Below are 23145 nucleotides of genomic sequence, written 5' to 3'. Positions count from 1 at the left end.
TTTCTACGGCACCTGGAGTGCGCTTATGGGAACGGCCGCCCGGTGATCACCGCGGCGACAGTGCTCCCGCGCGGGAAGGCGCCTTCGTCGGCGAGGGCGACAAGTCCGTAGAGCAACTTGGCGACATAGAGACGCTCTACGGGCACCCCGTGCCGCCGCTCGAAGTCCCCGGCGAAGGCGTCGAGTTCGGTCGGCACGCGCGCGTAGCCCCCGAAGTGGAAGCGGTCGTCGAGCGACCAGTCACCCCGCCGACCGCCGAAGGCGCGCTCCTGAAGGCCTTCTGTGTCGGCGGCCAGGAAGCCGCCCCTGAGGACCGGTATCCCCAAAGCGCGCTGGTCGGGGCCGAGTCCGGCGGCCAACCCGGCCAACGTGCCGCCGGTACCGCACGCGAGGGCGACGACATCCACATGGACATCGGCATCGGCATCGGCATCGACGTCGACGTCGGCACGCGCGCGTAGTTCCTCGCCCAGGGCCCGGCAGCCGCGCACCGCAAGGGAGTTGCTGCCGCCCTCGGGGACGACGTACGCGTCTTCCGCGTCCACCGCGCGCAGGACGCCGGCCAGCGTCTCCGGTTCGGACTTGCGCCGGTACGTCGACCTGTCGACGAAGTGGAGGCGCATCCCGTCGGCCGCGCAGCGGGCCAGGGACGGGTTGAGCGGGCGGTCGGACAGTTCCTGGCCGCGGACCACGCCGACCGTGGGCAGACCCAGGAGGCGGCCCGCGGCGGCGGTGGCGCGCAGGTGGTTGGAGTAGGCGCCGCCGAACGTGACGACTGTACGTCCGGCCGCCGCCGTGAGGTTGGGCGCGAGCTTGCGCCACTTGTTGCCGATCAGGTCCGGGTGGATCAGGTCGTCCCGCTTGAGCAGCAGCCGGATGCCGTGCCGCCCGAAGCGCCCGTCCGCGATCTCCTGCACCGGCGACGGGAGCCGGGGCCGTAGGGCGGCGAGGTCGGGGCTGGTCACGGCACCATTGTCACCCGGGTCGGCGGTGTCGCCCGTGTCGCCTGTGCTGTCCCGGGAGTCACTTCAGCCGGTCACGGACCCGGTCCCGCAGCCACGCCATCGTGAACCCGCGCGGGTCCACCTTTCCGGGCTGCCACTCCAGGTGCCCGATCACCGACCGCGCCGACCAGCCGTGGTGGCGGCAGATCGCCGCGCAGACCTTCTCGATCGTCTCCAACTGGGCCTCGGGCCAGGGGTCCTCGCCGTCGCCGAGGTTCTCGCACTCGAAGCCGTAGAAGTGCCGGTTGCCGTCGGTGTTGGCCTCGTTGTCGTGCGGCAGCGCCTTTTCGGCGATCACCGCGCGGAGCACGTCGTCGTCGCCGAGGCCCGCGTGGTTGGCGCGGCCGTAGCCGACCAGGTGGAGGTGGCCGTCCTTGGTGATGACGCCGTGACAGAGCGGGCCGGGGAGGTCCGGGCGGCCGTCGCGGCACAGTGCCACCGTCTGCGCGCTGCCCTTGGTGACCGTGTGGTGGATCATCACGCCGTGGACGGGTCCCCACGGGCCCTTGTGGTTGCGGTTGTGGTGCTCCCACTCGCCGACCTCGACGACCTTGACGCCCTCCGCCTTCAGACCGGCCAGGAAACCGCCCGCGGACATGGGTGAGGCCATGAACGCCTCCTTCGTGCTGTGCGACGGCCGCCGTACAAGGCCGTCTCGTATCGCTGCTTGTACCGAAAAAGCGCGGTACGGACGACTTCTTCGTACGGTGTGCGAGTCGATCCGGACACCGGCCGACCCGGCAGCAACTCGAACAACATTCGACGTGAACAGCCCCTGTGCCCAGCAGTTGAAGATCCATTCCCGCTCTTTCGGGTAATACCATCAGCACGCTCCGTGAGGAAGGCTGGTGCGCGAGAACGATGCCCGGCGCACAGGTGCCGGGCGAATGGGGAGGGCATTTCTCTATGTCGGTAGGCGAAGAGGTCCGCGCGGAGCAGAACAAGCCGCAGCAGAGTCTTGGTACGGCGGCTGCGCGGAACCTGGCCACGACCACGAAGTCCGCGCCGCAGATGCAGGAGATCAGCTCGCGCTGGCTGCTGCGCACACTGCCGTGGGTGAACGTGCAGGGTGGCACATACCGGGTGAACCGACGGCTGAGTTACTCCGTGGGCGACGGCCGGGTGACATTCGTGAAGACCGGCGACCGCGTCGAGGTCATCCCCGCGGAGCTCGGCGAACTGCCCGCGCTGCGGGACTACGAGGACGAGGAGGTGCTCTCGGAGCTGGCCGTCCGCTGCCGGCAGCGCGAGTACGCCCCGGGGGAGGCGATCGCGTCGTTCGGCGGCCAGGCCGACGAGGTGTACCTGCTGGCGCACGGCAGGGTGGAGAAGGTCGGCACGGGCCCGTACGGCGACGACACGGTCCTCGGGGTCCTCGCCGACGGTGCCTACTTCGGCGACGAGGCGCTGCTCGACCCGGAGGCCATCTGGGAGTACACGGCCCGCGCGGACACCGCCTGCACGGTGCTGATCCTGGCCCGCGGCGACGTCGAGCAGGTCGCGGAGCGCTCCGAGACCCTGCGGGACCACCTCGCGCAACTGCGCGCGATCCCCGAGCAGCGCACCAACAAGTACGGCGAGAAGTCCATCGACCTCGCCTCGGGCCACTCCGGCGAGCCGGACATCCCGCACACGTTCGTCGACTACGACGCCAAGCCGCGCGAGTACGAACTGAGCGTCGCCCAGACCGTCCTGCGCATCCACTCGCGCGTGGCCGATCTCTACAACCAGCCGATGAACCAGACGGAGCAGCAACTCCGGCTCACCGTCGAGGCGTTGAAGGAGCGCCAGGAGCACGAACTCATCAACAACCGCGAGTTCGGGCTCCTCAACAACTGCGAGTACGACCAGCGGCTCCAGCCCCACGACGGCGTCCCCGGCCCGGACGACCTGGACGAACTGCTCAGCAGGCGGCGCGGCACCAGGATGCTGCTGGCCCACCCGCGCGCGATCTCCGCGTTCGGCCGCGAGCTGAACAAGCGCGGACTGGTCCCGGAGTCCATCGAGGTCGGCGGCAACCGCATCCCGACCTGGCGCGGGGTGCCGATCTACCCGTGCAACAAGATCCCGGTCAGCGACCGGCGGACCACCTCGATCATCGCCATGCGTACCGGCGAGGCCGACCAGGGCGTCATCGGCCTCCAGCAGGCCGGCATCCCGGACGAGATCGAGCCGAGCCTCTCGGTGCGCTTCATGGGCATCAACGAACAGGCGATCATCAAATACCTGGTGACGGCCTACTACTCGGCGGCGGTCCTCGTGCCCGACGCCCTCGGCGTCCTGGAGAACGTCGAGATCGGCCGCTGGAGGTGACGTTTCAGCAGCTGGACGCGGTGTTCCCGCCCGCAAGGGCGGGTACACCCCAAGTCACCGTCCGCGGACTCTCCGAGGGGGACCCCATGGCCGAGCTCGGGACGGAGACGAAACAGCCCGCCGGCGGGACACCGGCACCGACACCGCCGTCCGAGGGGCACGAGGCGGCGGTGTTCCTGGAGGGGGCCAGGGCGTCCGTCGACCCCGAGCTGCGCTCGGCGATCGACTCGCTGCCCGGCTCGATGCGCCGGATCGCGCTCTACCACTTCGGGTGGGAGCACGCGGACGGCACACCGGCGGCGGGCAACGCCGGCAAGGCGATCCGCCCCGCCCTCGTCCTGGCCGCCGCCGGCGCTCTCGGCGGCGAGCGGGCACGGACGGGCGCGCTGCGGGCCGCCGCGGCGGTGGAACTGGTCCACAACTTCACGTTGCTGCACGACGACGTGATGGACCGGGACACCACCCGCAGACACCGGCCCACCGCGTGGACCGTGTTCGGCGACGCCGACGCGATCCTCGCCGGGGACACCCTCCAGGCGCTGGCCCTGCGACTGCTCGCCGCGGACCCGCACCCCGCGTCCCCGGCCGCCGCCGCCCGGCTCGCGGACTGCGTCATCGAACTGTGCGAGGGCCAGCACACGGACACCGCCATGGAACAGCGCGCCCCCGGCGAGGTCACCCTCGACGAGGTGCTCGCCATGGCCGAGGCCAAGACCGGCGCGCTGCTCGGCTGCGCCTGCGCGGTGGGCGCGCTGTACGCGGGGGCGTCCGCCGAGGACGTCGAGGCGCTGGACGCGTTCGGCCGCCAGGCCGGGCTCGCCTTCCAGCTGATCGACGACGTCATCGGCATATGGGGCGACCCCGCCCGCACCGGCAAACCGGCCGGTGCCGACCTCGCCGTCCGCAAGAAGTCCCTGCCCGTGGTCGCCGCCCTCACCTCGGGCACGCCGGCGGCCGTGGAACTCGCGGAGCTGTACGGACTGCCGTACGAGGAAGGGGAGTTGGAGCGCACCGCGCTCGCCGTCGAGCGGGCGGGCGGCCGGGACTGGGCGCAGGACCAGGCGGCCGACCATATGGCGCGCGCCGTCCAGGAACTGGCCCGGGCGATCCCGGACCCGCAGGACGCGGGCGGTCTCCTCGCGCTGGCCGAGTTCGTGACCCGGCGCAGCAGTTGATGACTCCGGAGCCTGACGGAACCGTGCGGTCCTGACCCCGCACGGCAACCGGGGCTCCGGACAGACGGGTCCCGCGCATCCCCACGGTGCGCGGGGCCCGCACCCCTTTATTTGTGGCTCGGTTCGCCTCCGGGGCGCCAAAGTCGTTGTCGAGAGGCCGACCGTGCTCGACCCTTCGGGCCTCCGCGCGCTCGCCCTCTCGACAACGACGCGCCCCTTCGGCTCACTCGCCCGTAAGTCCCGCTAGTCTCAACACCCTTTCAAGTGACGGCGGTTGAGAGCTAAGGGGCGGAACATGGGCGTGGCGATACGGGCGGCGGGCGAGGGCGACAGAGAGCTGGTCGTCCGGCTGTTGGACGAGGCCTTTCAGGACGATCCGGTGAGCGGCTGGATCTTCCCCGACGCCGAGTACCGCCGTACGACCCACCACAAGCTGATGGCCGCCTTCACCGACGCGGTGTTCGCCGACGGCCGTATCGACCTCGCCGAGGACGGCGCGGCGTGCGCGCTGTGGCTGTCGGTGCCGGGCGAGGCGCATGCGGAGAGCGGCGAGGACGAGGCCGTAGAGCTGCGGGAGTTGGTGGATCCCGACAACGAGCGGGTCGAGACGATCGCCCGGCTCATGGCGGAGGGACATCCCGCCGGCCAGGCCCACGAATATCTGTGGATGATCGCCGTGGCGCCGGGCCGGCAGGGCGAGGGGCTCGGCGCCGCGCTCATCCGGCACGTCCTGGAGCGCTGCGACCGCGAGGGCCTGCCCGCGTACCTGGAGGCGAGCAGCGAACGCAGCACCAAGCTGTACGAGCGGCTCGGCTACACCTTCACCGACAGCACCCTCGACCTCCCGGAAGGCCCGCGCATGTATCCGATGTGGCGCGAGCCCCGCACGGTCCTAGGCTGAGTACATGGGCAGAGAAGAGCACACCTGTCCCGACTGCGGACAGCCGGTGGCCACCGTCGTGCGGCGGTACAAGACGCTCGGCGCATGGGTACCGAAGTGGGTGGCCGGCCCGTGCCGGAACCCCGACTGCGAGGCGTACGTCGGCGAGGGCGCCGGGCCCAAAGAGGAGCCCGGGGCCGAATCCGGCCCGAAAGAATCCTGAACCCGTGTCGAGAATCCCGGCCCGGCTCCGATGTCTCCTGTGACAGCCGCCCGGCACGGGTGGCACGAGCCGAAGGAGCGGACTCATGAAGTACCTGGTCATGGTGCAGGGCACACAGGCGGACTACGACGGCATGCAGGGCAAGCCCACCCCCGGTTCCCCGGCCTGGAGCGAGGCCGAGATGCAGGCCATGTTCGCCCACATGGGAGCCATCAACGACGACCTGTCCGAGACGGGTGAGCTGATCGACGCGCAGGGGCTGACCGAGCCGGCGCGGACCCGGCTGGTGGCGCTGGGCGCGGACGGCAAGGCAGTGATCACCGACGGGCCGTACAGCGAGACCAAGGAGCTGATGGCCGGCTACTGGGTCCTGGAGTGCGCGAGCCTGGAGCGCGTCACGGAGATCGCCGACCGCGTCACCCGCTGCCCCCTGCCCGAGGGTGCCGCCAACCGCGCGGTGGTGATCCGCCCCATCGGGGACGGCGGCGGGGACATCTGAGCCGTATGCGGGACACCACCGGCACCACCGGCATCGAGGACCTGCTGCGCCGACACGCGCCGCAGGTCCTCGGCGCGCTCGTGCGCAGGTACGGCCATTTCGACACCGCCGAGGACGCCGTTCAGGAGGCGCTGCTCGCGGCGGCCCGGCAGTGGCCGGAGCGCGGTGTGCCGGAGAATCCGCGCGGCTGGCTGATCCGGGTCGCCTCGCGGCGGCTGACGGACGCGCTGCGTGCCGAGGAGGCGCGGCGGGCACGGGAGGAGAAGGCGGCGGCACTCGAGCCCCGGGAGCCGTACACGGCCGAGCCGCCGCGCGAGGACGACACCCTCTCCCTGCTTTTCCTGTGCTGCCACCCGGAGTTGACCCCGACCGCGCAGATCGCGCTCACCCTGCGGGCGGTCGGCGGACTGACGACGGCGGAGATCGCCCGGGCGTACCTCGTGCCCGAGGCGACGATGGCGCAGCGGATCAGCCGGGCGAAGGCGAAGGTACGGGGCGTGCGCTTCGGACGGCCGGACAACTGGGCCGAGCGGCTGCCGGCCGTCCTCCACACGCTGTACCTGATCTTCAACGAGGGCTATACGGCGACGTCCGGCCCGAGTCTCACGCGGCGCGAACTCGCGGGCGAGGCAATCCGGTTGACCCGCGCCGTGCACCAACTGCTCCCCGAGGCCGGAGAGGTGGCCGGGCTCCTGGCGCTGATGCTGCTCACCGACGCCCGCCGAGCCGCCCGCACCGGCCCGCACGGCGAACTCGTCCCCCTCGACGAACAGGACCGCGACCGCTGGGACCGGGCGGCGATCGAGGAGGGTGTCGCCCTCGTCACCCGGGCGCTGTCCCAAGGGCCCGCGGGGCCCTACCAGTTGCGCGCGGCGATCGCCGCCGTACACGACGAGGCGCCGTCGGCGCGGGCGACGGACTGGCACGAGATCCTCGGCCTGTACGAGGTGCTGGTGCGCCTGGTCCCCGGCCCCGTCGAACGCCTCAACCGGGCCGTCGCCGTCGCCATGGTCGACGGTCCGCACGCGGGCCTGGCCGAACTGGAGCTACTGGCCGACGAGTTGGGGGAGGGCCACCGCCCCGACGCGGTCCGCGGCCACCTCCTGGAACGGGCCGGCGAGTTCACCGCGGCCCGGGCCGCCTACGAGTCGGCGGCGGCCAGGACCCTCAGCCTGCCCGAGCAGCGATACCTGCGGGCGCGGGCGGCACGGCTCGGGCCGTAGCGTGATCCCATGCCGGAAGACGAACCCACCACAGCCCCCAGTCCTGCCCCCATCCTCCACATCACCGAGCGCGCCCTGTGGGACGCGGCCCGCGAGCGGGGGAGTTACGAGTGGTCGACCCGTGGCCGCACCCTCCAGCAGGAGGGTTTCATCCACTGCTCGACCCGTTCCCAACTCTCGCGCGTGGCAACGTTTTTGTACGGTTCCTACGACGGCCCCGACGAGCTGGTGGTCCTGGTCGTGGACCCGGGGCGGCTCGGCGTACCGCTGAAGTATGAGGCGCCGGAGCCGGGTGGGGAGGAGTTCCCGCATGTGTACGGGGCGATTCCGGTGGGCGCGGTGGTGGAGGTGGAGGCGTGGACGGCTTGAGCCGGTTATGGCGGCGGGTCCTGGTCGCGTGGGTGGTCGCGGTGGCCGTCGGGGGCGGGCTCACGCTGTCGTTGCGGGACTCCGGCGACGCGCGGGCGCCCGGCGGGGCGCACTGGCAGCGGCAGGAGAATCAGGACACGGCGAGCGCCTGCCCGAGGCCGACGGACTCGCGGTACGACGACCCCCGGGTGATCGTCGTCTGCGTCAGGGGCGGCTAGGGAGCCCGCCGGTCTCCGGGTCGCGCCCGGTCAGGCAGTAGACGCCGCCCGCCGGGTCACGCATCACCGTCCAGTGCTTGCCGTGGGAGACGACCGTCGCGCCCAGCTGCTCGTGCCGTTCCCTCGCCGCGTCGATGTCCGCGCAGGCCAGGTCGAGATGGGCGGCGGCGGGGCGTTCCTCGCCGAGGCGTTGGAGCAGGATCCGGATCGGCAGGCCGGGCGGTGGCTTGAGCACATGGAACTCCGGGAGCGCACCCGACAGCGAGGCCCAGTCGGGCAACAGGGCGCTCCAGAAGGCGACTTCGGCGTCGTAGGAGCCGGGCCCGAGGTCGAGGGAGACCTGGTCGAGGCGGGTGCCGGCCACGACGGGCGGTCGTACGGACTCGCCGTGCCAGGGGACGGCGCAGAACAACTGCCCTGCGGGGGACCGGAGTACGGCCCGGCCGTCGTGCTCGGCGACGGTCTCCGCGCCGAGTCGCAGCGCGGAGTCCACGAACGCCGGTACGTCCTCGACGGAGAAGTCGAGATGCGCGCCGCCCGGACCGGCCTCGACGCCCTGGACCTTCACGCAGGCGTCGGTGCTGTCGGACAGCAGGGTGACGAACTCCCCTTGTTCACCGCGGAGTTCGGACAGCCGGGTGTCCGTGACGGCCGTCCAGAAGGCGCGGGCGGGTTCGAGGAGACCGAGCGGGCGGTCGACGAAGGCGTAGGTCCAGCGGATGCCGGCGGGGGTGCTCATGGCGTGATCGTAGGCGGGAGGCCGCGACCCGCCGTGAGAATTTCAGCCCCACCTGTCCGTTCCGCTGTCCGCCCCGTCTTTCAGCCCCACTTGTCAGCTCCACCTGTCAGTCCCCGCTCCGCTCCATGAACCGCAGCATGTTCCCGGCCGGATCGCGGAACGCGCAGTCGCGGACGCCGTACGGCTGGTCCGTCGGCTCCTGGATCACCTCGGCGCCGGACTCCTGGACTCGGGCGTAGAGGGTGTCGAGGTCGGCGGTGGTGAAGTTGACCCCGCGCAGGGTGCCCTTGGCGAGGAGTTCGGCCATGGCCTGCTTGTCGGCGGGGGAGGCGTCCGGGTTCGCGGCCGGCGGCTCCAGGACGATCTCCACGTCCGGCTGCAACGGCGACCCCACGGTCACCCACCGCATGCCCTCGAAACCGACGTCGTTACGGATTTCCAGCTCCAGGACGTCGCAGTAGAAGGCGAGCGCCTTGTCGTGGTCGTCGACGGCGATGAAGCACTGGCGGAGTTTGAGATCCATGGGCATCAGGCTAGGGGCGGAGCGGCGGTCCCGCCCGGTTCGGGCGGGTGAAAGTGCGGGCCACGCAGGACGGGATCACCGCGCCCGCCTCGTGGGAACGGGCGCGGTAGGCGCTCGGGGTCTCGCCGACCAGCTCGGTGAATCGGGAGCTGAAGGAGCCCAGCGACGTACAGCCGACGGCCATGCACACCTCGGTCACACTGAGGTCGCCGCGCCGGAGGAGGGCCTTCGCCCGCTCTATCCGCCGGGTCATGAGATAGCTGTACGGCGTCTCCCCGTACGCGGCGCGGAAGCTGCGCTGGAAGTGGCCCGGGGACATCAGCGCGGTGCGGGCGATCGAGGCCATGTCGAGCGGTTCGGCGTACTCGCGGTTCATGCGGTCACGGGCCTGGCGCAGCCGTACGAGGTCGTCGCGGTTCACGTCGTCCAGGATGGCACGGGGGCTGCGGTTGTCGGGGCGGGAACGACGAAGGGGCTCCGCCGGTGAACCGACGGAGCCCCTTCCCCAAACCCACTGACCGTCGATGGTGCACCGATCGCCGGTCGGTCGGGACAGGCCGACTGGGTGTCAGGCCTTCTTGGTCTCCTAGTAATGGGCCAGGTTGGTGACCTGCGGGGATGTTTCTTGTGGGGCACTGACCTGGCCTTTTGGCGATTGGTGGCGATGGGGTGCGACGGTCTTGATTGGGTGTCTTGCGGACTGTGTGCGGACTGCGGCTCGCCCGAGACTGCGACGCGGAGGCATCGGTCGGTCGTACTCTCGGTCAGGGAAGAGGTGCGCAACTCGCGTCCATGGTTATGTCCCAGAAGCCATCGCCCGGCCCGTCCTCCCTGTCCAGGAACTTGTTGGTCCGGCCTGCTGTTGCATGTGGAGCAGCCGGGCGCCTTCGCCATCACTCGGTAACCTTCTCTCCCGTGACCGCGCGAATGGTAGCCATGGCGGCACCTTCAGAATTGTGCAACGCGCCAACCGCCATTGGATGCGTCGCCCTATTGGAGACGGCTGGAAAGTGGGACTGGCCGAGAGTCGCGGAATGTTCGAGAAGAGAGGATCCGAAGTATCAGGTCGCCAACTAGGCGCTATTCGATCCATGAATTATGGGCACCGAAGAGGAGAGTGTCACGCTGGCACTTTCCCGGTAACCGGTGCCGCGACGGCAGGGACTCATCCAGTAAGCATGCGGACCGCCTGGTTCTCGCCGTCATGCTAGGGAAGGAGTTGCTGGTCCACTGGCCGTATCTCCCGCCTCACCAGCGAATGTCAATATTCCGTGCACGCTAGATAGAGGATCGGCATTCCTTCGGCGATAGGTAAAGTTATCCAGCAATTCGTAGCCGGCGCACAGTACGGTCTCGTTTCCATCATAGGATTCCAGATTAATTACTGCTGCCTCAAGTAGACTAATCTCGCTGGCGAGTAATGGGATATCGTGGCGCCCATTAATTGAGGCCAGTCCGGCCCGCGCGTAGAGTGACGGTATCAGGGTGGATCCGCTGGCGCTGGAGATTGTTTCGTTGCTTGCGTCGCTCAACTCGGTGATTTGAGAATGGGCGTGCTCAAGAATCTCTATAACGGTGACTATTTCTTGAATTGCGATCGCAATCGCACCTGAGGTGGTCGGAGTGAAAGGTTCGTGAGGCTGCTCACGGTTACGACGTCGGCGCATCGATGTGCTCCCGGAAGGGCCGTGGTAGGGAATGAATGCCTCTGGGTATCCAGCCGTGCCGTGCCACGGCTGGTGGTGCAGTAGTCGCGCGATGTCTAAAGTGTAGCGTAAAGCGTTTTCTCAGTTCGCTGGCTTCGTTAACCTGAAGTCGCTTTTTGCCGCAGCTTGCCCTTTTTTGTCATGAGTCGAATTTTCGGCCAGCCCCGAGTGGTTGTTCGGCGAGTTGCTGGCTTCCTGGCAATCATGGGGTGCCTTGTTGCCTTCACTGTCGCTGGCGACTTCGTCGGTCGTCCAGCTGGCAGAGAAGCGTAGCTTCGCTCAGGCCGCGCAAGGTGGCCCATCGCGGAAGTGCAGGCGCCGGTGTTTCTCGCGATCGCGGATCCGCGCCCGGCATGGCACCCCACGGGATTCTGGCGCAGATGCTTCGTCGCAAGCGTCTTTTAATGATTGAGTGCCCCCATTGTCACCGCAGGGTGGCGGGCACGGGGGCACTCCTTTGGTGGCGCTTTTTGGTTTGTCCGAGGTGAACGGAAGCCTGCTACGGACGGACACTTCTTGCAGCGAGCCCAGATGCAGTCTCGAAGATCAGCGATGTGCTCGAATGACCTTGCCTGCCGAAGGTGAGCTGTCAGCGACGTGGCAGAGGCTGATTCATCCGATCCATGGAAATCCGCAAGTGATCTTACCGGAGACGTCGAGCTGCGCCAAGAGCTCGCATTTCGACGCCTCCGGAATCAGCAGTCAGTCGCCAAGGAGGCGTCAACGGCCAATTTGTCGCACGATCAGGTGGAAGAGAAGGCCGATTCCGAATCCGACGAAGAAAAGGCCGAAGGATGTTACGAGGCGGCTCCCCTGCATGTGACTGGAGACTGTCCAGACCAGCCCACCAAATACACCGACGAGAGCGTATTGGAGGGGAACGGGAAGGGCGGAGTCAAGTCCGCTCACCATCTTGCGGAATATGTCCACTAGAACCAACTTCTCGATCCGCGGAAGAATCCGTAGATTCCTCCAAAACTTGATCCGTAGAATCCCCCGTATCCGCCACCGGCGACTCCACCTGCGACGCATCCCATCGGGCCGAAAAAGGCTCCGTACAGACAGCCGCCGAAGCTTCCGCCGACCAGTCCAACACCGCCCCACCGAGAACCCCAGAAGACGGTACCGCGGATCCTTCTTCCGAACCAGTGGCGCACGCTCCAGCGGGATTTACGCTTTCCGTACCACGGCTTCCTTTTCTTCTTCTTGCAGGACTTGTGCTTCCACCACTCGCAGTACTTGCCGCTGACGTCGTACTTGTTGACCGGGTCGCCGTAGACGTAGTTGTAACCGGTGGCGTTGCCTCCTGGGACGGGGTCCGTCGACAGGAAGAGTCCACTCCTGGCGTTGTACAGGCGCACGCCCATGAGGGTCACTCCGCTGGGCGTTTCGGAGGAACGCTGCTTGCCGCCGAGCCAGCCGTAGCGGGCGGGGTCGGTGCCGGGCAACGGGTTGCCGTACTCGTCGTAGCTGTTGACCACCGGGGTGGTGTTGTCCACCAGCGGGATCTGTGTGGCTATGTCGCCGTGCAGGTTGGACAGTTGCAGGACGACGTTGCCTGTCGCACTGGTGGTGGCGATCAGGTTGCCGGCCAGGTCTTCGAGGCTGCGGCTGATGGTCCCGTTGTCCTCTGCGGTCCAGTCCGGGTTGTCGCTGTCGTCACCGTAGTGGTTGGTCGCGGTGACGGGCGTGCCCCAGGTACCGTCCTCTGCCTGCTCCTCGGTGGTCGAGGAGGCGAGGCGTTGGGCAGCGTCCAAGCCCCAGGTCGTGCGCTCGGAGTTCGCGGTGATCTGTCGGACGAGATCGTTGGCGTAGTAGCCGTTCTGCGAACCGTCGCTCGCTGCGGTGGCGCGGCCGAGGGCGTCGTAGACGGTGCCATCGGCGATCAACCGGTCGGCACTGTCGTAGGCCGAGTTGACGGTGTTGGTGGTGGGATCGCCTCCGTCGACGTCGTCGATGGTGGTGGTCAGGGACGTGCGGTTGGTGTTGTCGTCGAAGGCGTACGCCCGGTGAGTGGTGACGCCGGCCTGAGAGTCGTCCACCTTGGCCAGGCGGCCCGCAGCGTCGTAGGTGTACTCCTGGTAGGCGCCGCCACCGGTGTAGGTGGTGCGGCTGACGACCTGATCGTGGATGTTCTGGCTGGTGGACTCACCCCGGACCGTCCAGCCCGACTCCCAGTGCCAGTAGCGGGACGTCTCACTGCCAGTGGGGTCGAGGTCGAACTCGACGTTCATGTTCCACGGCAGCACCTCCTTGTACAGGCGGCCGTCTGAGTCGTAGGAGCCGGTGACATCGCCGATGGTGCCCATCACCGAGTCGTGGATGCGGCTGGGTAGGCCGGCGGGGTTGTCGTAGTCGTAGGTGACCGTGGACGTGGCCGAGTCGGTGACCCGGATCTTGCGGTCGCGGTTGTCGTACTCGGTGCGCGTGACGTTGCCCGCACCGTCGTCGTAGGCGATCTCCCGACCGAGCACGTCGGTGGTGTGGGTGATGGTGGCGGTGCCGTTGGAGACGGTCGCCACGTCGCCGCTTGCCGAGTCATAGGTGGTGGTCTGGGCAGGAACTGCCGTACCGACACCGCCCGTGACCTGGGTTTGCTTCAAACGGCCTGCGGCATCGTAGGTGTTGGCCGTGGTGCGGGTGACGCTGTTGGCCGTCTCGGTGACCTTGGCCGGGTTGCCCCAGCGGTCGTACTCCGTGGTTTTGAACGGCAGCTCGGTCGGATTGGAACCGCCCCCGGTGATCGCACCGGCCGGACCCGTGGAGCAGACCAGGTCAGCCCATTCCGGACGTCCGTTACACGTGCCGGTTCCGGTGGCCGCCCAGTAGCTGGTCACCGTGGCCCCGGCGTCCGAACCGGTGGACTTCGGCAGCGTGGTCTTGGTGATCCGGCCCTGGGTGTCGTAGCTGGTGGTCTTGGTCAGCTTGAGCCCGTTCGGGTCGGTGATTTCGCTGCTGGGCAGGCCCTTGACCCAGTCGTAGACGGTGGCCGTGGTGCGCACGTCCCCGTCCGTCGGGTAGCCGTCGATCGCGGCGCCCACTTTGGTGGTGGTCACCTGGTCGGTCACCGTGGCGGAGCCGTCGGTGGGTCGGCCTTCGTCATAGCTGTTGACGGTGTGCTCGCGCGCGGCGACCTGGACTCCGGCCGGGAGGTCGGGGCTGTCCGTGTCACCCGCGAGGGCGTGGGTGAGGGTGACCAGGTGCAGTGGGCCGGCCTCCTCCAGCTCCCGCTTGCCGTCGGCCGAGTAGACCGAGACGGTGCCGAGCAGGCGGGCCCGCTCAGCCGGAGATGCGGAGAGGATGTTGAGTTGGCTCTGCGTGTTGGCCTGGTAGTCCGCGCTGCCCAGAGCCAGTTCGCGGTTGGTGGCGGTCAGTTCGAAGGTGGTGTTGCCGAACCGGTCGTACTGCTTTGTGGTCAGGTGCCGTCCGGGCAGGCCGGTGTTGACCTCGCGCCCGGAGTCGTTGGTGTAGGTGACGGTCGCCTTGTCGTAGTCGGCCGCGCCCAGGTCGCTTCCGGTGTGGGAGAGAGGGACCTGGTCGGCGGGGAAGACCGCGGTGGCGTCCGTCGGGGCGTCGGTCTGGCCCCATGTGGCGGCATCGCCGGGCGAGACCTGGTTGGGAGCCTTGTCGCCGGACAGCGGCACGTCGTAGACGAGCGAGGTGGTGGCCTTGGCGCCGTCCTGCGTGTCCTTCGTGCCCGCCGTCAGGGTCGGGCGGGAAGCCGACAGCAGCATGCCGTCGCCGGCTACCGCATTGCTGCCGGCCTTGCCGTACTCGAACGTCCACGGCAGTTCGCCCGGCGGCGTGAGCGTGGTCACGCGACCGGCACTGTCGTAGGCGTAAGCTGTCTTCAGCGCCGGGGAGATACGCGGATCCCACTGCTCGCGCAAGCGGCCCTGGTCGTCGTAGGAGTACTGGGAGATGGTTGTGGCCGCGGCAGCCGAGGCGCCCGGGTCGGTGGCCCACAGACGGATCTGCTTGACCTCCCCACTGTAGTCGCCCAATACGCTGGATGTGGCCGTGGTGGAGGTCGCGTAGACGTACTCCAGCATCCGGCATCCCTTGGTCGACGGTGCCGTTTCACACGTCGACTGCGGCGCCGCCGAGGTCGGGGCGATGACGTACTTGGGGCGGGATAGAGGTTTGGTGTCCGGGCTGTTCGGGTCCTTTTCCGATATCACCTTGGTGGTGGAGTTGTCGGTGGGCAGGTACGTGGTCGACACCTGCCACGTCGTGGCCGCCGAACTCACCTTGGCGAACGTGGTGGTGGTGCCTTCGGTGTCCTTCAACGTGAAGGAACTCGTAAGCGCGCCGCTCAGCGTCAGATCCTCCGAGCCGGTTTCCGGCTTCCAGCCGCCGCCCTGGGTTGCGGTGAAACCTACCTCCTCGCCGTCGACATCGACGAGCGCTACTGAGGTGGCCGAGGTCTTGCGTACGTAGGCCCAGGTGCTCTCGGAAAGCTCGGCGACAGTACCGGCGGTCCACTGGGGCCCGAAGATCGCAGTCTGGCCCTCCTGCTGTGTGCCGTTGGATGGGCGGCGGGAGGAGAAGGAACGTGTGACCGTCAGGCCGAAGGCCGAGCCGTCTGTGGCCGACAGACCGAAGTCACCGGTGAGTGTGTTCAGGCTGCCGGGGCCGGCGTCCTCGCTGGGCGCCTGGCCGGCGTTGCGGTCCACCGTGATGGTGCTCGCGGGGGAGGCGTCGGTTGTGCTTCCGTCGGTGAACACCGCGCGGACATCCACGGGGCCGTCTTCGCTGAGGGTGTCGGTGACGTTCCAGGTAAGCGCTTCGGCGGCGCCGCTGGTGACGTTCACTGGCCATGCGGTCGGCGTCGAGCCGTCGGCCTTGCGGCGGACATCGGCGACCGGGATGTCCTGCCAGGTGTCGGTCTCACCTCGGCGGTACTGGTAGCGCACGCCAGTGTCGCTGGTCTTGCCCTGGCCCGTCAGCCCGGTGCGGCGGGCTGGACGGTCCCCGTTGCTGGGGGTGAGCAGCGCGGCGCCGGAGCCGGCGTAGAAGGTGTAGCTCGTGGAGGCGGAGACGTTGCCCGCCGCGTCCTTGGTACGCGCGGTCAGGGTGTGCTTGCCCGCGCGGAAGACCGGCTTGGTGGTGACCGCGGAGCCGGTGGTGGCCACCGACTGCCAGGTGCCGCCATCCAGGTTCCACTGGACTTGGTTCACATCGCTGCTCGGCGGGGTGAAGGTGAAAGAGCCAGTGAAGTCCCCATTGGCGTCCGGCGTGCCCGACCACTGTCCGGCCGGGAAGTCGGTCGAGGAGGCCGTTGTCGTCGCCGGGGCCGTTGTGTCGACCGTGAGGGTGCGGAAGCCCGACCAGGCGCTGTTCGCCGAGCCGTCCGAGGAGCGCGAGCGCCACTTGTAGGTGCCCTGCGCCAGCGCCGTCGGCGTAAAGGTGGCCGTCGCGCCGGAGGCAACGCTGCTGCTGGAGCCGGACTGCAGCGCGGAGGTGCCGTTGGAGGCCCAGACCTCGTAGTCGAGCGTGACCTGCGAGCCGTCGCCGTCCAGCGCCTTCGCCGACAGAGTCGGCGTGGTGTCGTTGGTGGCACCCTTGTCGGCCGGGGATATCAGGGTGGGAACGTCCGGGATTGAGTTGTACGTCACCGACACGTACGGCGTGTTGGAGGCCGCGTTGCCGGAGTTGAACCGCTTCCATCCATACGGATCGGTCTCGTCGGAAGCCTGCAGCCCCAAGTTGTTGGTGCTGTTGCCGTTGCCGGCCCACACCTTGACCAGCGAGGTGACGTCCGCGTTGACCCAGCCGTCGTTGCAGGAGCTGGAGTAGCCCTTGGTCTGCGTGCTGGTGGCGTACTTTGTCGTGCCCCAGCTCGGCTGGCTCGTCCAGCGCGTGCTGGTGGAGGCCGCGCCCGTGCCGTACACGTCCCAGCCCTTGGCCGTGCACGACCAGGAGTGGAACTCGTACAGGTTCAACTTCGCCGCGGTGATCTGCTTCCCGGTGATGTTCTTCATCGGGAACGACAAGAACGAACGGGCCACCTGACTGGAGCCGTTGTTGCCGATCTTCAGCTCGGTCGCGGCCGACTCGTCGGTGGTGTAGCCCTGCTCGACGAAAGTGTCGAAGCTGGCGCCGACGTTGATGGACGGGTCGATCGTGACCGGAAACTGGGTCTTCTCGTCCGCAAGGAAATCGGCGTCCGGGGTCAAGGTGATGGCGACTGTGTCGCCGTCCTGTGCGACTTTCACCCCGACGTTCGCGGTGTGGGTGTGCTCCCCCGAGTTCTTGTCGGTCTGCGCATCCCACATCACCGGCGACGGCAAAACCCCCGCGGTCTTGCCCTTGGCGTCGGTGAAGGTGACCGACCCGTCCTCATGCGCCTTTGCGGTCAGACCCTTGGCCTTGAGGCTGTAGCTGACCTGGCCGTTGGCATCGACGGCGGAACGATCCTTCAACTCTAGGAACTGCTCATAGCCCGTTCGCGTCGACTCGATGAGCAGGTCGGTGGCGGGCAACGCGTCCTTGTACCGGGCGACCGTGTCATCGGCCCCCTCGATCGTGGGCTCCGGCAGCGCGCCGTACCAGCCGAGTTGCAGCTGCCTGCCTGCACGGTCCTCCATCGTTGCCAGCGGCACTGCGGCCGATGCGCCCTTGCTGCCGGCGGTCTTCAGGCCCTTCGGAGCCGCCTGCTTACCCGCGAGGGTTAGCCCGTGGGGATGTCCCTTGGCTCTGATCGATCCATCGGTGGTTCGTTCCAAGGAAGGGTCGACATTTTGCCACTTGCCGTCATCGCCCTTGAAACGGATCGGTCCGGCGTATGCCTTCTCAGTGACCGTGCCATCGGGGTTTACATATGTTGTCGACGTCTCCGTACGCGCGTCGGTGACTTCGATCCGGCGCTTCTGGATCCTTGCTTTCAACCGCGCAGCAGCTTCCGAACCGGCGGTCGCGGGGCCCAGGTTCTTGGGCTTCTTGCTGGACGCCTGGGTACCCCGTGCTTCGTGGGAGAGGGCGAAAGCCTCACCTGTGGAGTCGATGACCACAGCCGCTTCGACGGCCATGAGCAGTGTTAACGCCGCTGCGACCGGGCGCAGACGGCGCAAGGACGGAGTTCTCAGATAGGGCTGTTCCGAGCCGACGGGTCTGTGCCGTGTGGTTCTGCGGAAGAGAGGTGACATGCGAACTCCTCACTGGCGCGGTTTCCTCTCCGCGCCGCACGGGATCTTCACACGCGCCTCACAACGTCTCATAGCTGACTCTTAGCAAGATGTCGGCCGAGGCCATATCCAGATTCCGAAGATGAGTCAGGTGTCCAAATTTTTGTGATTAATGATGGTTCGCGCCTTGATTGCGAGATGGGTAAATGTCTGACTGATGGTACTTCGTTAGCGTTACGCCTTGGCTAAAGCTTTGCTGGTTTGAAAGGTGGAATGCGTAGTTCAGGAGACATTTTGGGGTTCTTTGACGCAATCCGATGGCTGAAACCCGCTTTCCGGGATCTCGGCGGCTGCAGGGAGTGCGGAGATGGCGTGTCGTCAGCTGGCGGAACATGCGGTCACGTGGCGCGCGCAGTAGCAGACCGGCCGGGCGATGGCGCTTCGGTGGCAGTTGGGCTAGTGATCTGCTGCTCGCTGGATCTCGATGGCGAGGACGCCGAGGTTCTCCTTCTCGGATGGGTAAATGGCGCGGATGTTGGCGAGCTGCTGCTCTCGGGTGGCGGTCGGGTTGACGTTGGCCGGTCCCTCGCCGTCGAGCAGGGCCTCGAAGTCGGGGTACTCGGTGACCCGCTTGACCTTGACGTCGCACCTCTCGTCGCTGCCCTTGATGCGGAAGCGGATGGTGTCGCCCGCAGAGAGGTCGGCGAGGTGCGGATATTTCACCCGCACCTCGATGGTCTTGGTGCCCGCGGCGACGAGGTCGAAGTACTGGCGGTAGAGGTTGAGTTCGCGGGCGGTGGTGTCGGTCATGGGGCGGGAACGCTCCTGGGGGCTGGTGCGGTCATCATGCGGCCGATCTCGGCGGCCGAGTACGAGCGGAAGAAGTGGCGGGGGTCGGACAGCAACGTATCGGTCATGGCCAGCAGTTGCTCGGCGTACTCGGCGACGGTGCCGGGCCACTGCCGGGTATCGAGCATCCAGCCGGCCGCGCCCTCGGGTAAGGACGCGCGGCCCTCGCGGATCAGCGACTTGGACAGCTTGGCGCCGGTGTCGGTGACGACCTGGGGGCAGAACAGGCGGGCCGGGAGCTGTCCGCGGATGAGGCCGACGGCCTGGAGGGCCTCGTCGACCAGGTGGGAGCCGAAGACCCAGTCGCCGCCCTTGACCATGACGTGCAGGGTGCCGTGGGGGTTGGACAGGGCGAGTTCTTTGACCAGGTTGCGATACAGCGTGGCCAGGTCGAGGTAGGCGCCCTCGGCCGGGGCGATGGTGGCCTGGTAAGGACCGTGGTGGAGGCAGACGGCAGCCACTTGAGCGGCCTCGCGGTCGGTGAGTTGTACGCGAGTGCGCTCGGCGTCCTTCTCGGCCCAGCCGCAGCCTGGTTGTGGGCATGGGACGCGTACGTGTGGGGTGCCGGTGGAGGGGGCCAGCCACCAGCGGGCGGCATCGAGGCGCGGCAGGAGCCGCAGCCAGGTGCGGCGGAAGTGCTCGCCGGCCTGTTGCTGGCTGTAGGTCTCGACCCGGTGCGGGATGCCCAGGTGCCGGGACAGCGCGGTGAAGAGGGGTTGGTAGAGGGCGGTGACGAGGTCGGTCAGGGCCTCGTGACCGAGGGCCTGGGCGTAGGCGCGTTGGTAGCGGTGACCGCTGACCGGGTCGGTAGTCAACTCGTAGGGGGCGTTGTCGAGGGCGCTGAACAGGACCTCAGTTGGAATGCCGAAGCGGTCGCGCAGGCGGGCGGCCATGGCGAAGGCGAGTGACTGGACGAGCGAGGTGCCGATGTGCGGGGCGCCGTTGATCTGGGTGCCGACGACCAGCACGATCCGCTGGGGTGGGGTGGCCAGGATGCGTGGGGTCAGGACGTCCTCGGCATGGTGGAGGGCGTTGGCCAGGACGGTGTTCGGTGAGACGGGGTGGGTCATCACGGCGTGTCCCCCTGGGGTGGGTTGGGGTTCATTCGGTTCGGGTGTGACCGAAGAGGAGGCGCTGGCGGGGAGTGGCGCGGTCCAGGTAGGTGTCGATCTCTGCTGGCGTGGCACTGCGGGAGAGCGGGTCGAGGCCCAGGACAAGGGCTACCGGGGTCCCTCGGCCGAGGAGCAAGATCCAGGGGTGGCCTGCGGGGATCCGTTTTCGGTAGGGGGTGCCGTCGAAGTGCAAGGCCACCTCGGTCGGGGTGATCTGGCGCAGGCGCGGCCCGATGTCCGGCGGCGGTGCGGTGGCGGGGCCGAGGTGCAGAGCTTCGGCGACCGCACGCATGCGCTGCTCGATGACCGTCGCCGACTCGTAGAGGTTGCGGGGTTGTTGGGGCACCAGTAGGAGGCAGCACAGAGTGGTGCCGGTCGGTGCGGTGTCCAGCCATGTGGTGGTAGCCAGGGACGCGATCAGACCGGCGGTCAGCGTGAGCGCCTCGGTATTGGCGGCCGTCAGCATGTCGGCGCCGTGCTGCGGTGGAAGGCGGCCCAGACGCACTTGCCGGGGCCACAGCGTTCCTCCACGCCCCAGTGGTCGGCCACTGCGGATACGAGGAGCAGGCCGCGGCCTTCGGTGTCGGTGCTCCGTGCCTCTCGCTTGGTGGGTGTGCCGTTGCCGCTGTCGTGTACTTCGATGCGCAGCACGGTGGCGTGCAGTTCGACGCGTACGAGGACTTGGCCGCCTGCGGGGGCTCCGTGCAGGACGGCGTTGGTGGCGAGTTCGGAGGTGCACAGCCGGATGTCGTCGAGGCGTTCGGTCCGGCCCCATTGGGTAAGGGTCTCGGCGACGAAGGAGCGGGCGGCACCTGGGGTGGTCCGGCGTCGGTCGAAGAGCATCGATTCGTGCTCGACGGCGCCGTCGAGGGCTTGGTCCGGTGTGAGGGTGTCCGGCTCGCCGGGCAGTCTGCTGGGCATGGCCAACAGCCAACCGCTGTCGCTCGTTTGGGTCGGGAGCCAACACGGGGGCCATGTCAGGGGCCACTATGGGGGCCAGACTTCACGTGCTGCGGGGAGAGGGGATGGGCGACACGGGGATCGGTGCGCTGCTCATCAGGCTGCGTACCGAGCGTGGCTGGTCTCAGCAACGGGTGGCCGACGAGTACAACGTCATCGAGGGGCGCGCTACCAAGACTGGCAAAGAGATCGGGCGCTACGAGCGCGAGGTGCGCATCCCGGTGCCGTACACGCGGAAATACCTGGCGCAGGTGTTCGGCGTCGATGCTGGGGAACTCGACCGAGCGGTTGTGGTCAGCAAGAGCCGGCGGAACGGCGGCGGCCCGGAAGATGCGCAACAGAGGCTGCCCGCCCAGCCTATGGCGCGTCCGCACACCGTGGTGGGGGCTGTGTCGGTGGATGCGGTGGCCTCGGCGGAGTTCGCCCGGTTCATCGCGCAGCGCAACGCCGACGAGTTCGTCGTAGAGCAGTTGGAGGCTGATGTCGCTCGGCTCGCCCGTAGCTATGTCAGTCACCCGCTGCTGGAGCTGTATGTCGAGATCAAGCGGTTGCGGAACGGCGTGTTCGAGTTGTTGCGCGGGCGGCAGCATCCCCGGCAGACCACTGACCTGTACGTCGCGGCCTCCCGCCTGTGCGGCCTGACCGCTCATGTGTGCCTGGACCTGGGTGACTACGACTCCGCGGCCACACACGCTCGCACTGCCCGGGCGTGCGCGGAGGCCGCCGGCCACGAAGGGATGTTGGCCTGGGTGCGAGCCGTTGAGTCCTTGATCGCCTACTGGACTGGGCGGTACGAGCAGGCGGCGCGGTTGGCACAGGCGGGTCGCCAACACAGCGCCGGCGGGAGCATCGGGGCTCGGTTGGCGAGCCTGGAGGCGCGGGCGCTGGCCATAGTCGGAGACCGGGTGGGTGTGGTGGCTGCGCTGGCGGACGCCGAGCGCTCTCGCGAGGCAATGGTGGGTCTTGACGAGGTGCCGGGCATCTTCGCTTTCCCGACTGCCAAGCAGTTCACGTACGCCGGGACGAGCCACTTGGCGGTGGGCGGGCGGGAGCACGTCCAACAGGCCATCGTCAGCGCGGACACCGCGATCCGGCTCTACCGCAGTGCCGAGGACGACGACCAGTCCGTGGGCGACCTGTTCGCTGCCCATGTCGATCTCGCCCGTGGCCACCTGCTTCTGGGTGATCTGGACGGCACAGAGGCGGTGCTCGGCTTCGTCCTCGACTCCTCTCCGGAGCGCATGTCGGCCAGTATCGTGCGCCGACTCATCGCCCTGGGCCGGGAGCTGAGCGGGCCGCAGTACGGTGGAGCCGCGCAGGCGGCACACCTGCGTGAACGACTCCACCACACGGCCGTCCTCGCGGCCTCACCCGCTGCCCCTCCCACGGAGCTGCCGACGTGACCGAACTGTCCGCCGCACATGCCGCCGCCGTCACCGACCGGAGCCGCCTCGCCGGAAGCGCCTACAGCAGCGACCGGGATCTCGCCGCTCGCCAGTCGCTCTACCGGTGGCAGACGCCTCGTTACGACCTGCCCGGTATCGTCGCCGAGAAGCTGAGCGGTGTGCGGAAGCGCGGACGTGTGGTCGATGTCGGTTGTGGCAACGGCAAGTTCATCCAGCGGCTTCGCGAGGACCGTCCCGATCTGGCGCTGCTCGGTCTCGACATCGCCCCCGGCATCCTCGCCGGCGTTTCCGGCCCGGTTGCCGTGGCGGATGCCACCCGCCTGCCGCTGGCGACCGGGAGCGTCGATGCCGCCCTGGCGCTGCACATGCTCTACCACGTCTCCGACATCCCACAGGCGGTCAGGGAACTGTCCCGAGTAGCTACCCGTGGCGGGCTGGTGATCGCCTCCACCAACAGCGACCGGGACAAGGCGGAACTCGACGACCTGTGGCAGCGGGCTGCGGGCGACGTCCTCGGCACCGGACGCGGCCCGGCCCGTATATCGCTCAGCGCCCGATTCTCCCTGGAGATGGCCCCGGCCTTCCTGGGTGAGGAGTTCGGGCGGGTGGAGACGATGGAACTGCCCGGCACCATCACGGTCGACGATCCTGAGCCGGTCATCGCGCATATGGCTTCCTACCGGGCCTGGGCGGACCAGCACGACGTGCCCTTCGAGGCCACGATCGAGCGGGCCCGCACCATCCTCGTTGATCACATCGCCCAGCACGGGACCTTCGAGATCACGTGCCTCGGCGGCGTCCTCGTCTGCCGTCGCTGAG

At 68.2% G+C, this 23145-nt stretch carries 21 protein-coding genes; 10 read left to right on the top strand and 11 right to left on the bottom strand.

Annotation, left to right across the window (positions count from 1 at the left end):
* Nucleotides 1-23: 23 nt before the first annotated feature.
* Both SPR02S_RS17450 and SPR02S_RS17445 read right to left on the bottom strand, forming a co-directional pair.
* The gene (locus SPR02S_RS17450; protein ID WP_019058274.1) at nt 24-965 is read right to left on the bottom strand and encodes a 1-aminocyclopropane-1-carboxylate deaminase/D-cysteine desulfhydrase; all 942 of its coding nucleotides are present in this window, start codon (nt 963-965) and stop codon (nt 24-26) included.
* 58 nt (nt 966-1023) lie between these two features.
* Nucleotides 1024-1614, bottom strand: coding sequence for an N-acetylmuramoyl-L-alanine amidase (locus SPR02S_RS17445; RefSeq protein WP_026150637.1), 591 nt, complete (start codon nt 1612-1614; stop codon nt 1024-1026).
* A 296-nt stretch (nt 1615-1910) separates the two neighbouring features.
* On the opposite strand from SPR02S_RS17445, the gene SPR02S_RS17440 reads away from it, so the two are divergent.
* The 8 genes from SPR02S_RS17440 (at nt 1911) to SPR02S_RS17405 (ending at nt 7904) form a co-directional block, all read left to right on the top strand.
* Entirely contained in the window at nt 1911-3317 is a 1407-nt protein-coding gene (locus SPR02S_RS17440; protein ID WP_019058272.1) for a family 2B encapsulin nanocompartment shell protein, read from the top strand.
* Nucleotides 3318-3403: 86 nt separating this feature from the next.
* A complete protein-coding gene (locus SPR02S_RS17435; RefSeq protein ID WP_026150636.1) occupies nt 3404-4492 on the top strand; it encodes a family 2 encapsulin nanocompartment cargo protein polyprenyl transferase in 1089 nt (362 codons plus the stop codon).
* A gap of 295 nt (nt 4493-4787) precedes the next feature.
* A complete protein-coding gene (locus tag SPR02S_RS17430; protein ID WP_019058270.1) occupies nt 4788-5393 on the top strand; it encodes a GNAT family N-acetyltransferase in 606 nt (201 codons plus the stop codon).
* 4 nt (nt 5394-5397) lie between these two features.
* Nucleotides 5398-5595 (top strand): hypothetical protein, encoded by a 198-nt coding sequence (locus SPR02S_RS55870; RefSeq protein ID WP_043258339.1) that lies wholly within the window; start codon nt 5398-5400, stop codon nt 5593-5595.
* An 85-nt stretch (nt 5596-5680) separates the two neighbouring features.
* Nucleotides 5681-6094, top strand: coding sequence for a YciI family protein (locus SPR02S_RS17420; RefSeq protein ID WP_019058268.1), 414 nt, complete (start codon nt 5681-5683; stop codon nt 6092-6094).
* A gap of 5 nt (nt 6095-6099) precedes the next feature.
* Nucleotides 6100-7317, top strand: coding sequence for an RNA polymerase sigma factor (locus tag SPR02S_RS17415; RefSeq protein ID WP_019058267.1), 1218 nt, complete (start codon nt 6100-6102; stop codon nt 7315-7317).
* Nucleotides 7318-7326: 9 nt separating this feature from the next.
* Nucleotides 7327-7686 carry a DUF952 domain-containing protein gene (locus SPR02S_RS64885; RefSeq protein ID WP_019058266.1) on the top strand — a complete coding sequence of 120 codons (360 nt, stop codon included), beginning with the start codon at nt 7327-7329 and terminating at the stop codon, nt 7684-7686.
* Nucleotides 7674-7904 (top strand): hypothetical protein, encoded by a 231-nt coding sequence (locus tag SPR02S_RS17405; protein ID WP_019058265.1) that lies wholly within the window; start codon nt 7674-7676, stop codon nt 7902-7904. Before SPR02S_RS64885 ends, SPR02S_RS17405 begins: the two co-directional genes overlap by 13 nt.
* Here the strand turns inward: SPR02S_RS17405 and SPR02S_RS17400 are convergent.
* The 9 genes from SPR02S_RS17400 to SPR02S_RS17360 form a co-directional block, all read right to left on the bottom strand.
* A complete protein-coding gene (locus SPR02S_RS17400) occupies nt 7891-8643 on the bottom strand; it encodes a VOC family protein (RefSeq protein WP_019058264.1) in 753 nt (250 codons plus the stop codon). The two genes, SPR02S_RS17405 and SPR02S_RS17400, sit on opposite strands and share 14 nt — an antisense overlap.
* A 106-nt stretch (nt 8644-8749) precedes the next feature.
* Nucleotides 8750-9166, bottom strand: coding sequence for a VOC family protein (locus SPR02S_RS17395; protein ID WP_019058263.1), 417 nt, complete (start codon nt 9164-9166; stop codon nt 8750-8752).
* A gap of 10 nt (nt 9167-9176) precedes the next feature.
* On the bottom strand, nt 9177-9587 hold the full coding sequence (locus SPR02S_RS17390; protein WP_019058262.1) for a helix-turn-helix transcriptional regulator: 411 nt from the start codon (nt 9585-9587) through the stop codon (nt 9177-9179).
* A 781-nt stretch (nt 9588-10368) separates the two neighbouring features.
* On the bottom strand, nt 10369-10833 hold the full coding sequence (locus SPR02S_RS63140; protein ID WP_158697838.1) for a hypothetical protein: 465 nt from the start codon (nt 10831-10833) through the stop codon (nt 10369-10371).
* Between the two features lie 968 nt (nt 10834-11801).
* Complete coding sequence (locus tag SPR02S_RS55865) at nt 11802-17945, bottom strand: DNRLRE domain-containing protein (RefSeq protein ID WP_245607573.1); 6144 nt, start codon at nt 17943-17945, stop codon at nt 11802-11804.
* Between the two features lie 510 nt (nt 17946-18455).
* On the bottom strand, nt 18456-18809 hold the full coding sequence (locus SPR02S_RS17375; protein ID WP_019058259.1) for an ASCH domain-containing protein: 354 nt from the start codon (nt 18807-18809) through the stop codon (nt 18456-18458).
* Nucleotides 18806-19921, bottom strand: coding sequence for a hypothetical protein (locus tag SPR02S_RS17370; RefSeq protein ID WP_026150634.1), 1116 nt, complete (start codon nt 19919-19921; stop codon nt 18806-18808). Before SPR02S_RS17370 ends, SPR02S_RS17375 begins: the two co-directional genes overlap by 4 nt.
* A gap of 28 nt (nt 19922-19949) precedes the next feature.
* Nucleotides 19950-20426, bottom strand: coding sequence for a hypothetical protein (locus SPR02S_RS17365; protein ID WP_043258341.1), 477 nt, complete (start codon nt 20424-20426; stop codon nt 19950-19952).
* The gene (locus SPR02S_RS17360) at nt 20420-20881 is read right to left on the bottom strand and encodes an ATP-binding protein (protein WP_019058256.1); all 462 of its coding nucleotides are present in this window, start codon (nt 20879-20881) and stop codon (nt 20420-20422) included. The genes SPR02S_RS17365 and SPR02S_RS17360 overlap by 7 nt, the downstream gene beginning before the upstream one ends.
* Nucleotides 20882-20985: 104 nt before the next feature.
* On the opposite strand from SPR02S_RS17360, the gene SPR02S_RS17355 reads away from it, so the two are divergent.
* Together SPR02S_RS17355 and SPR02S_RS17350 are read left to right on the top strand one after the other, a co-directional pair.
* Nucleotides 20986-22323 carry a helix-turn-helix transcriptional regulator gene (locus SPR02S_RS17355; protein WP_019058255.1) on the top strand — a complete coding sequence of 446 codons (1338 nt, stop codon included), beginning with the start codon at nt 20986-20988 and terminating at the stop codon, nt 22321-22323.
* Nucleotides 22320-23144 carry a class I SAM-dependent methyltransferase gene (locus SPR02S_RS17350; protein ID WP_019058254.1) on the top strand — a complete coding sequence of 275 codons (825 nt, stop codon included), beginning with the start codon at nt 22320-22322 and terminating at the stop codon, nt 23142-23144. The genes SPR02S_RS17355 and SPR02S_RS17350 overlap by 4 nt, the downstream gene beginning before the upstream one ends.
* Nucleotide 23145: the final 1 nt, after the last annotated feature.

This window comes from Streptomyces prunicolor NBRC 13075, assembly GCF_000367365.1.
GTDB lineage: Bacteria > Actinomycetota > Actinomycetes > Streptomycetales > Streptomycetaceae > Streptomyces > Streptomyces prunicolor.
Note: the sequence above shows the minus strand (reverse complement) of the source record. Positions and strands in the feature narration are given on the sequence as shown.

Coding starts and splice junctions, on each gene's coding strand:
- SPR02S_RS17445 (WP_026150637.1), bottom strand. CDS start 1,614: ATGGCCTCACCCATGTCCGCGGGCGGTTTCCTGGCCGGTCTGAAGGCG.
- SPR02S_RS17355 (WP_019058255.1), top strand. CDS start 20,986: ATGGGCGACACGGGGATCGGTGCGCTGCTCATCAGGCTGCGTACCGAG.
- SPR02S_RS17395 (WP_019058263.1), bottom strand. CDS start 9,166: ATGGATCTCAAACTCCGCCAGTGCTTCATCGCCGTCGACGACCACGAC.
- SPR02S_RS55870 (WP_043258339.1), top strand. CDS start 5,398: ATGGGCAGAGAAGAGCACACCTGTCCCGACTGCGGACAGCCGGTGGCC.
- SPR02S_RS64885 (WP_019058266.1), top strand. CDS start 7,327: ATGCCGGAAGACGAACCCACCACAGCCCCCAGTCCTGCCCCCATCCTC.
- SPR02S_RS17400 (WP_019058264.1), bottom strand. CDS start 8,643: ATGAGCACCCCCGCCGGCATCCGCTGGACCTACGCCTTCGTCGACCGC.
- SPR02S_RS17415 (WP_019058267.1), top strand. CDS start 6,100: ATGCGGGACACCACCGGCACCACCGGCATCGAGGACCTGCTGCGCCGA.
- SPR02S_RS17420 (WP_019058268.1), top strand. CDS start 5,681: ATGAAGTACCTGGTCATGGTGCAGGGCACACAGGCGGACTACGACGGC.
- SPR02S_RS17440 (WP_019058272.1), top strand. CDS start 1,911: ATGTCGGTAGGCGAAGAGGTCCGCGCGGAGCAGAACAAGCCGCAGCAG.
- SPR02S_RS63140 (WP_158697838.1), bottom strand. CDS start 10,833: ATGCGCCGACGTCGTAACCGTGAGCAGCCTCACGAACCTTTCACTCCG.
- SPR02S_RS17430 (WP_019058270.1), top strand. CDS start 4,788: ATGGGCGTGGCGATACGGGCGGCGGGCGAGGGCGACAGAGAGCTGGTC.
- SPR02S_RS17435 (WP_026150636.1), top strand. CDS start 3,404: ATGGCCGAGCTCGGGACGGAGACGAAACAGCCCGCCGGCGGGACACCG.
- SPR02S_RS17365 (WP_043258341.1), bottom strand. CDS start 20,426: ATGCTGACGGCCGCCAATACCGAGGCGCTCACGCTGACCGCCGGTCTG.
- SPR02S_RS17375 (WP_019058259.1), bottom strand. CDS start 18,809: ATGACCGACACCACCGCCCGCGAACTCAACCTCTACCGCCAGTACTTC.
- SPR02S_RS17360 (WP_019058256.1), bottom strand. CDS start 20,881: ATGCCCAGCAGACTGCCCGGCGAGCCGGACACCCTCACACCGGACCAA.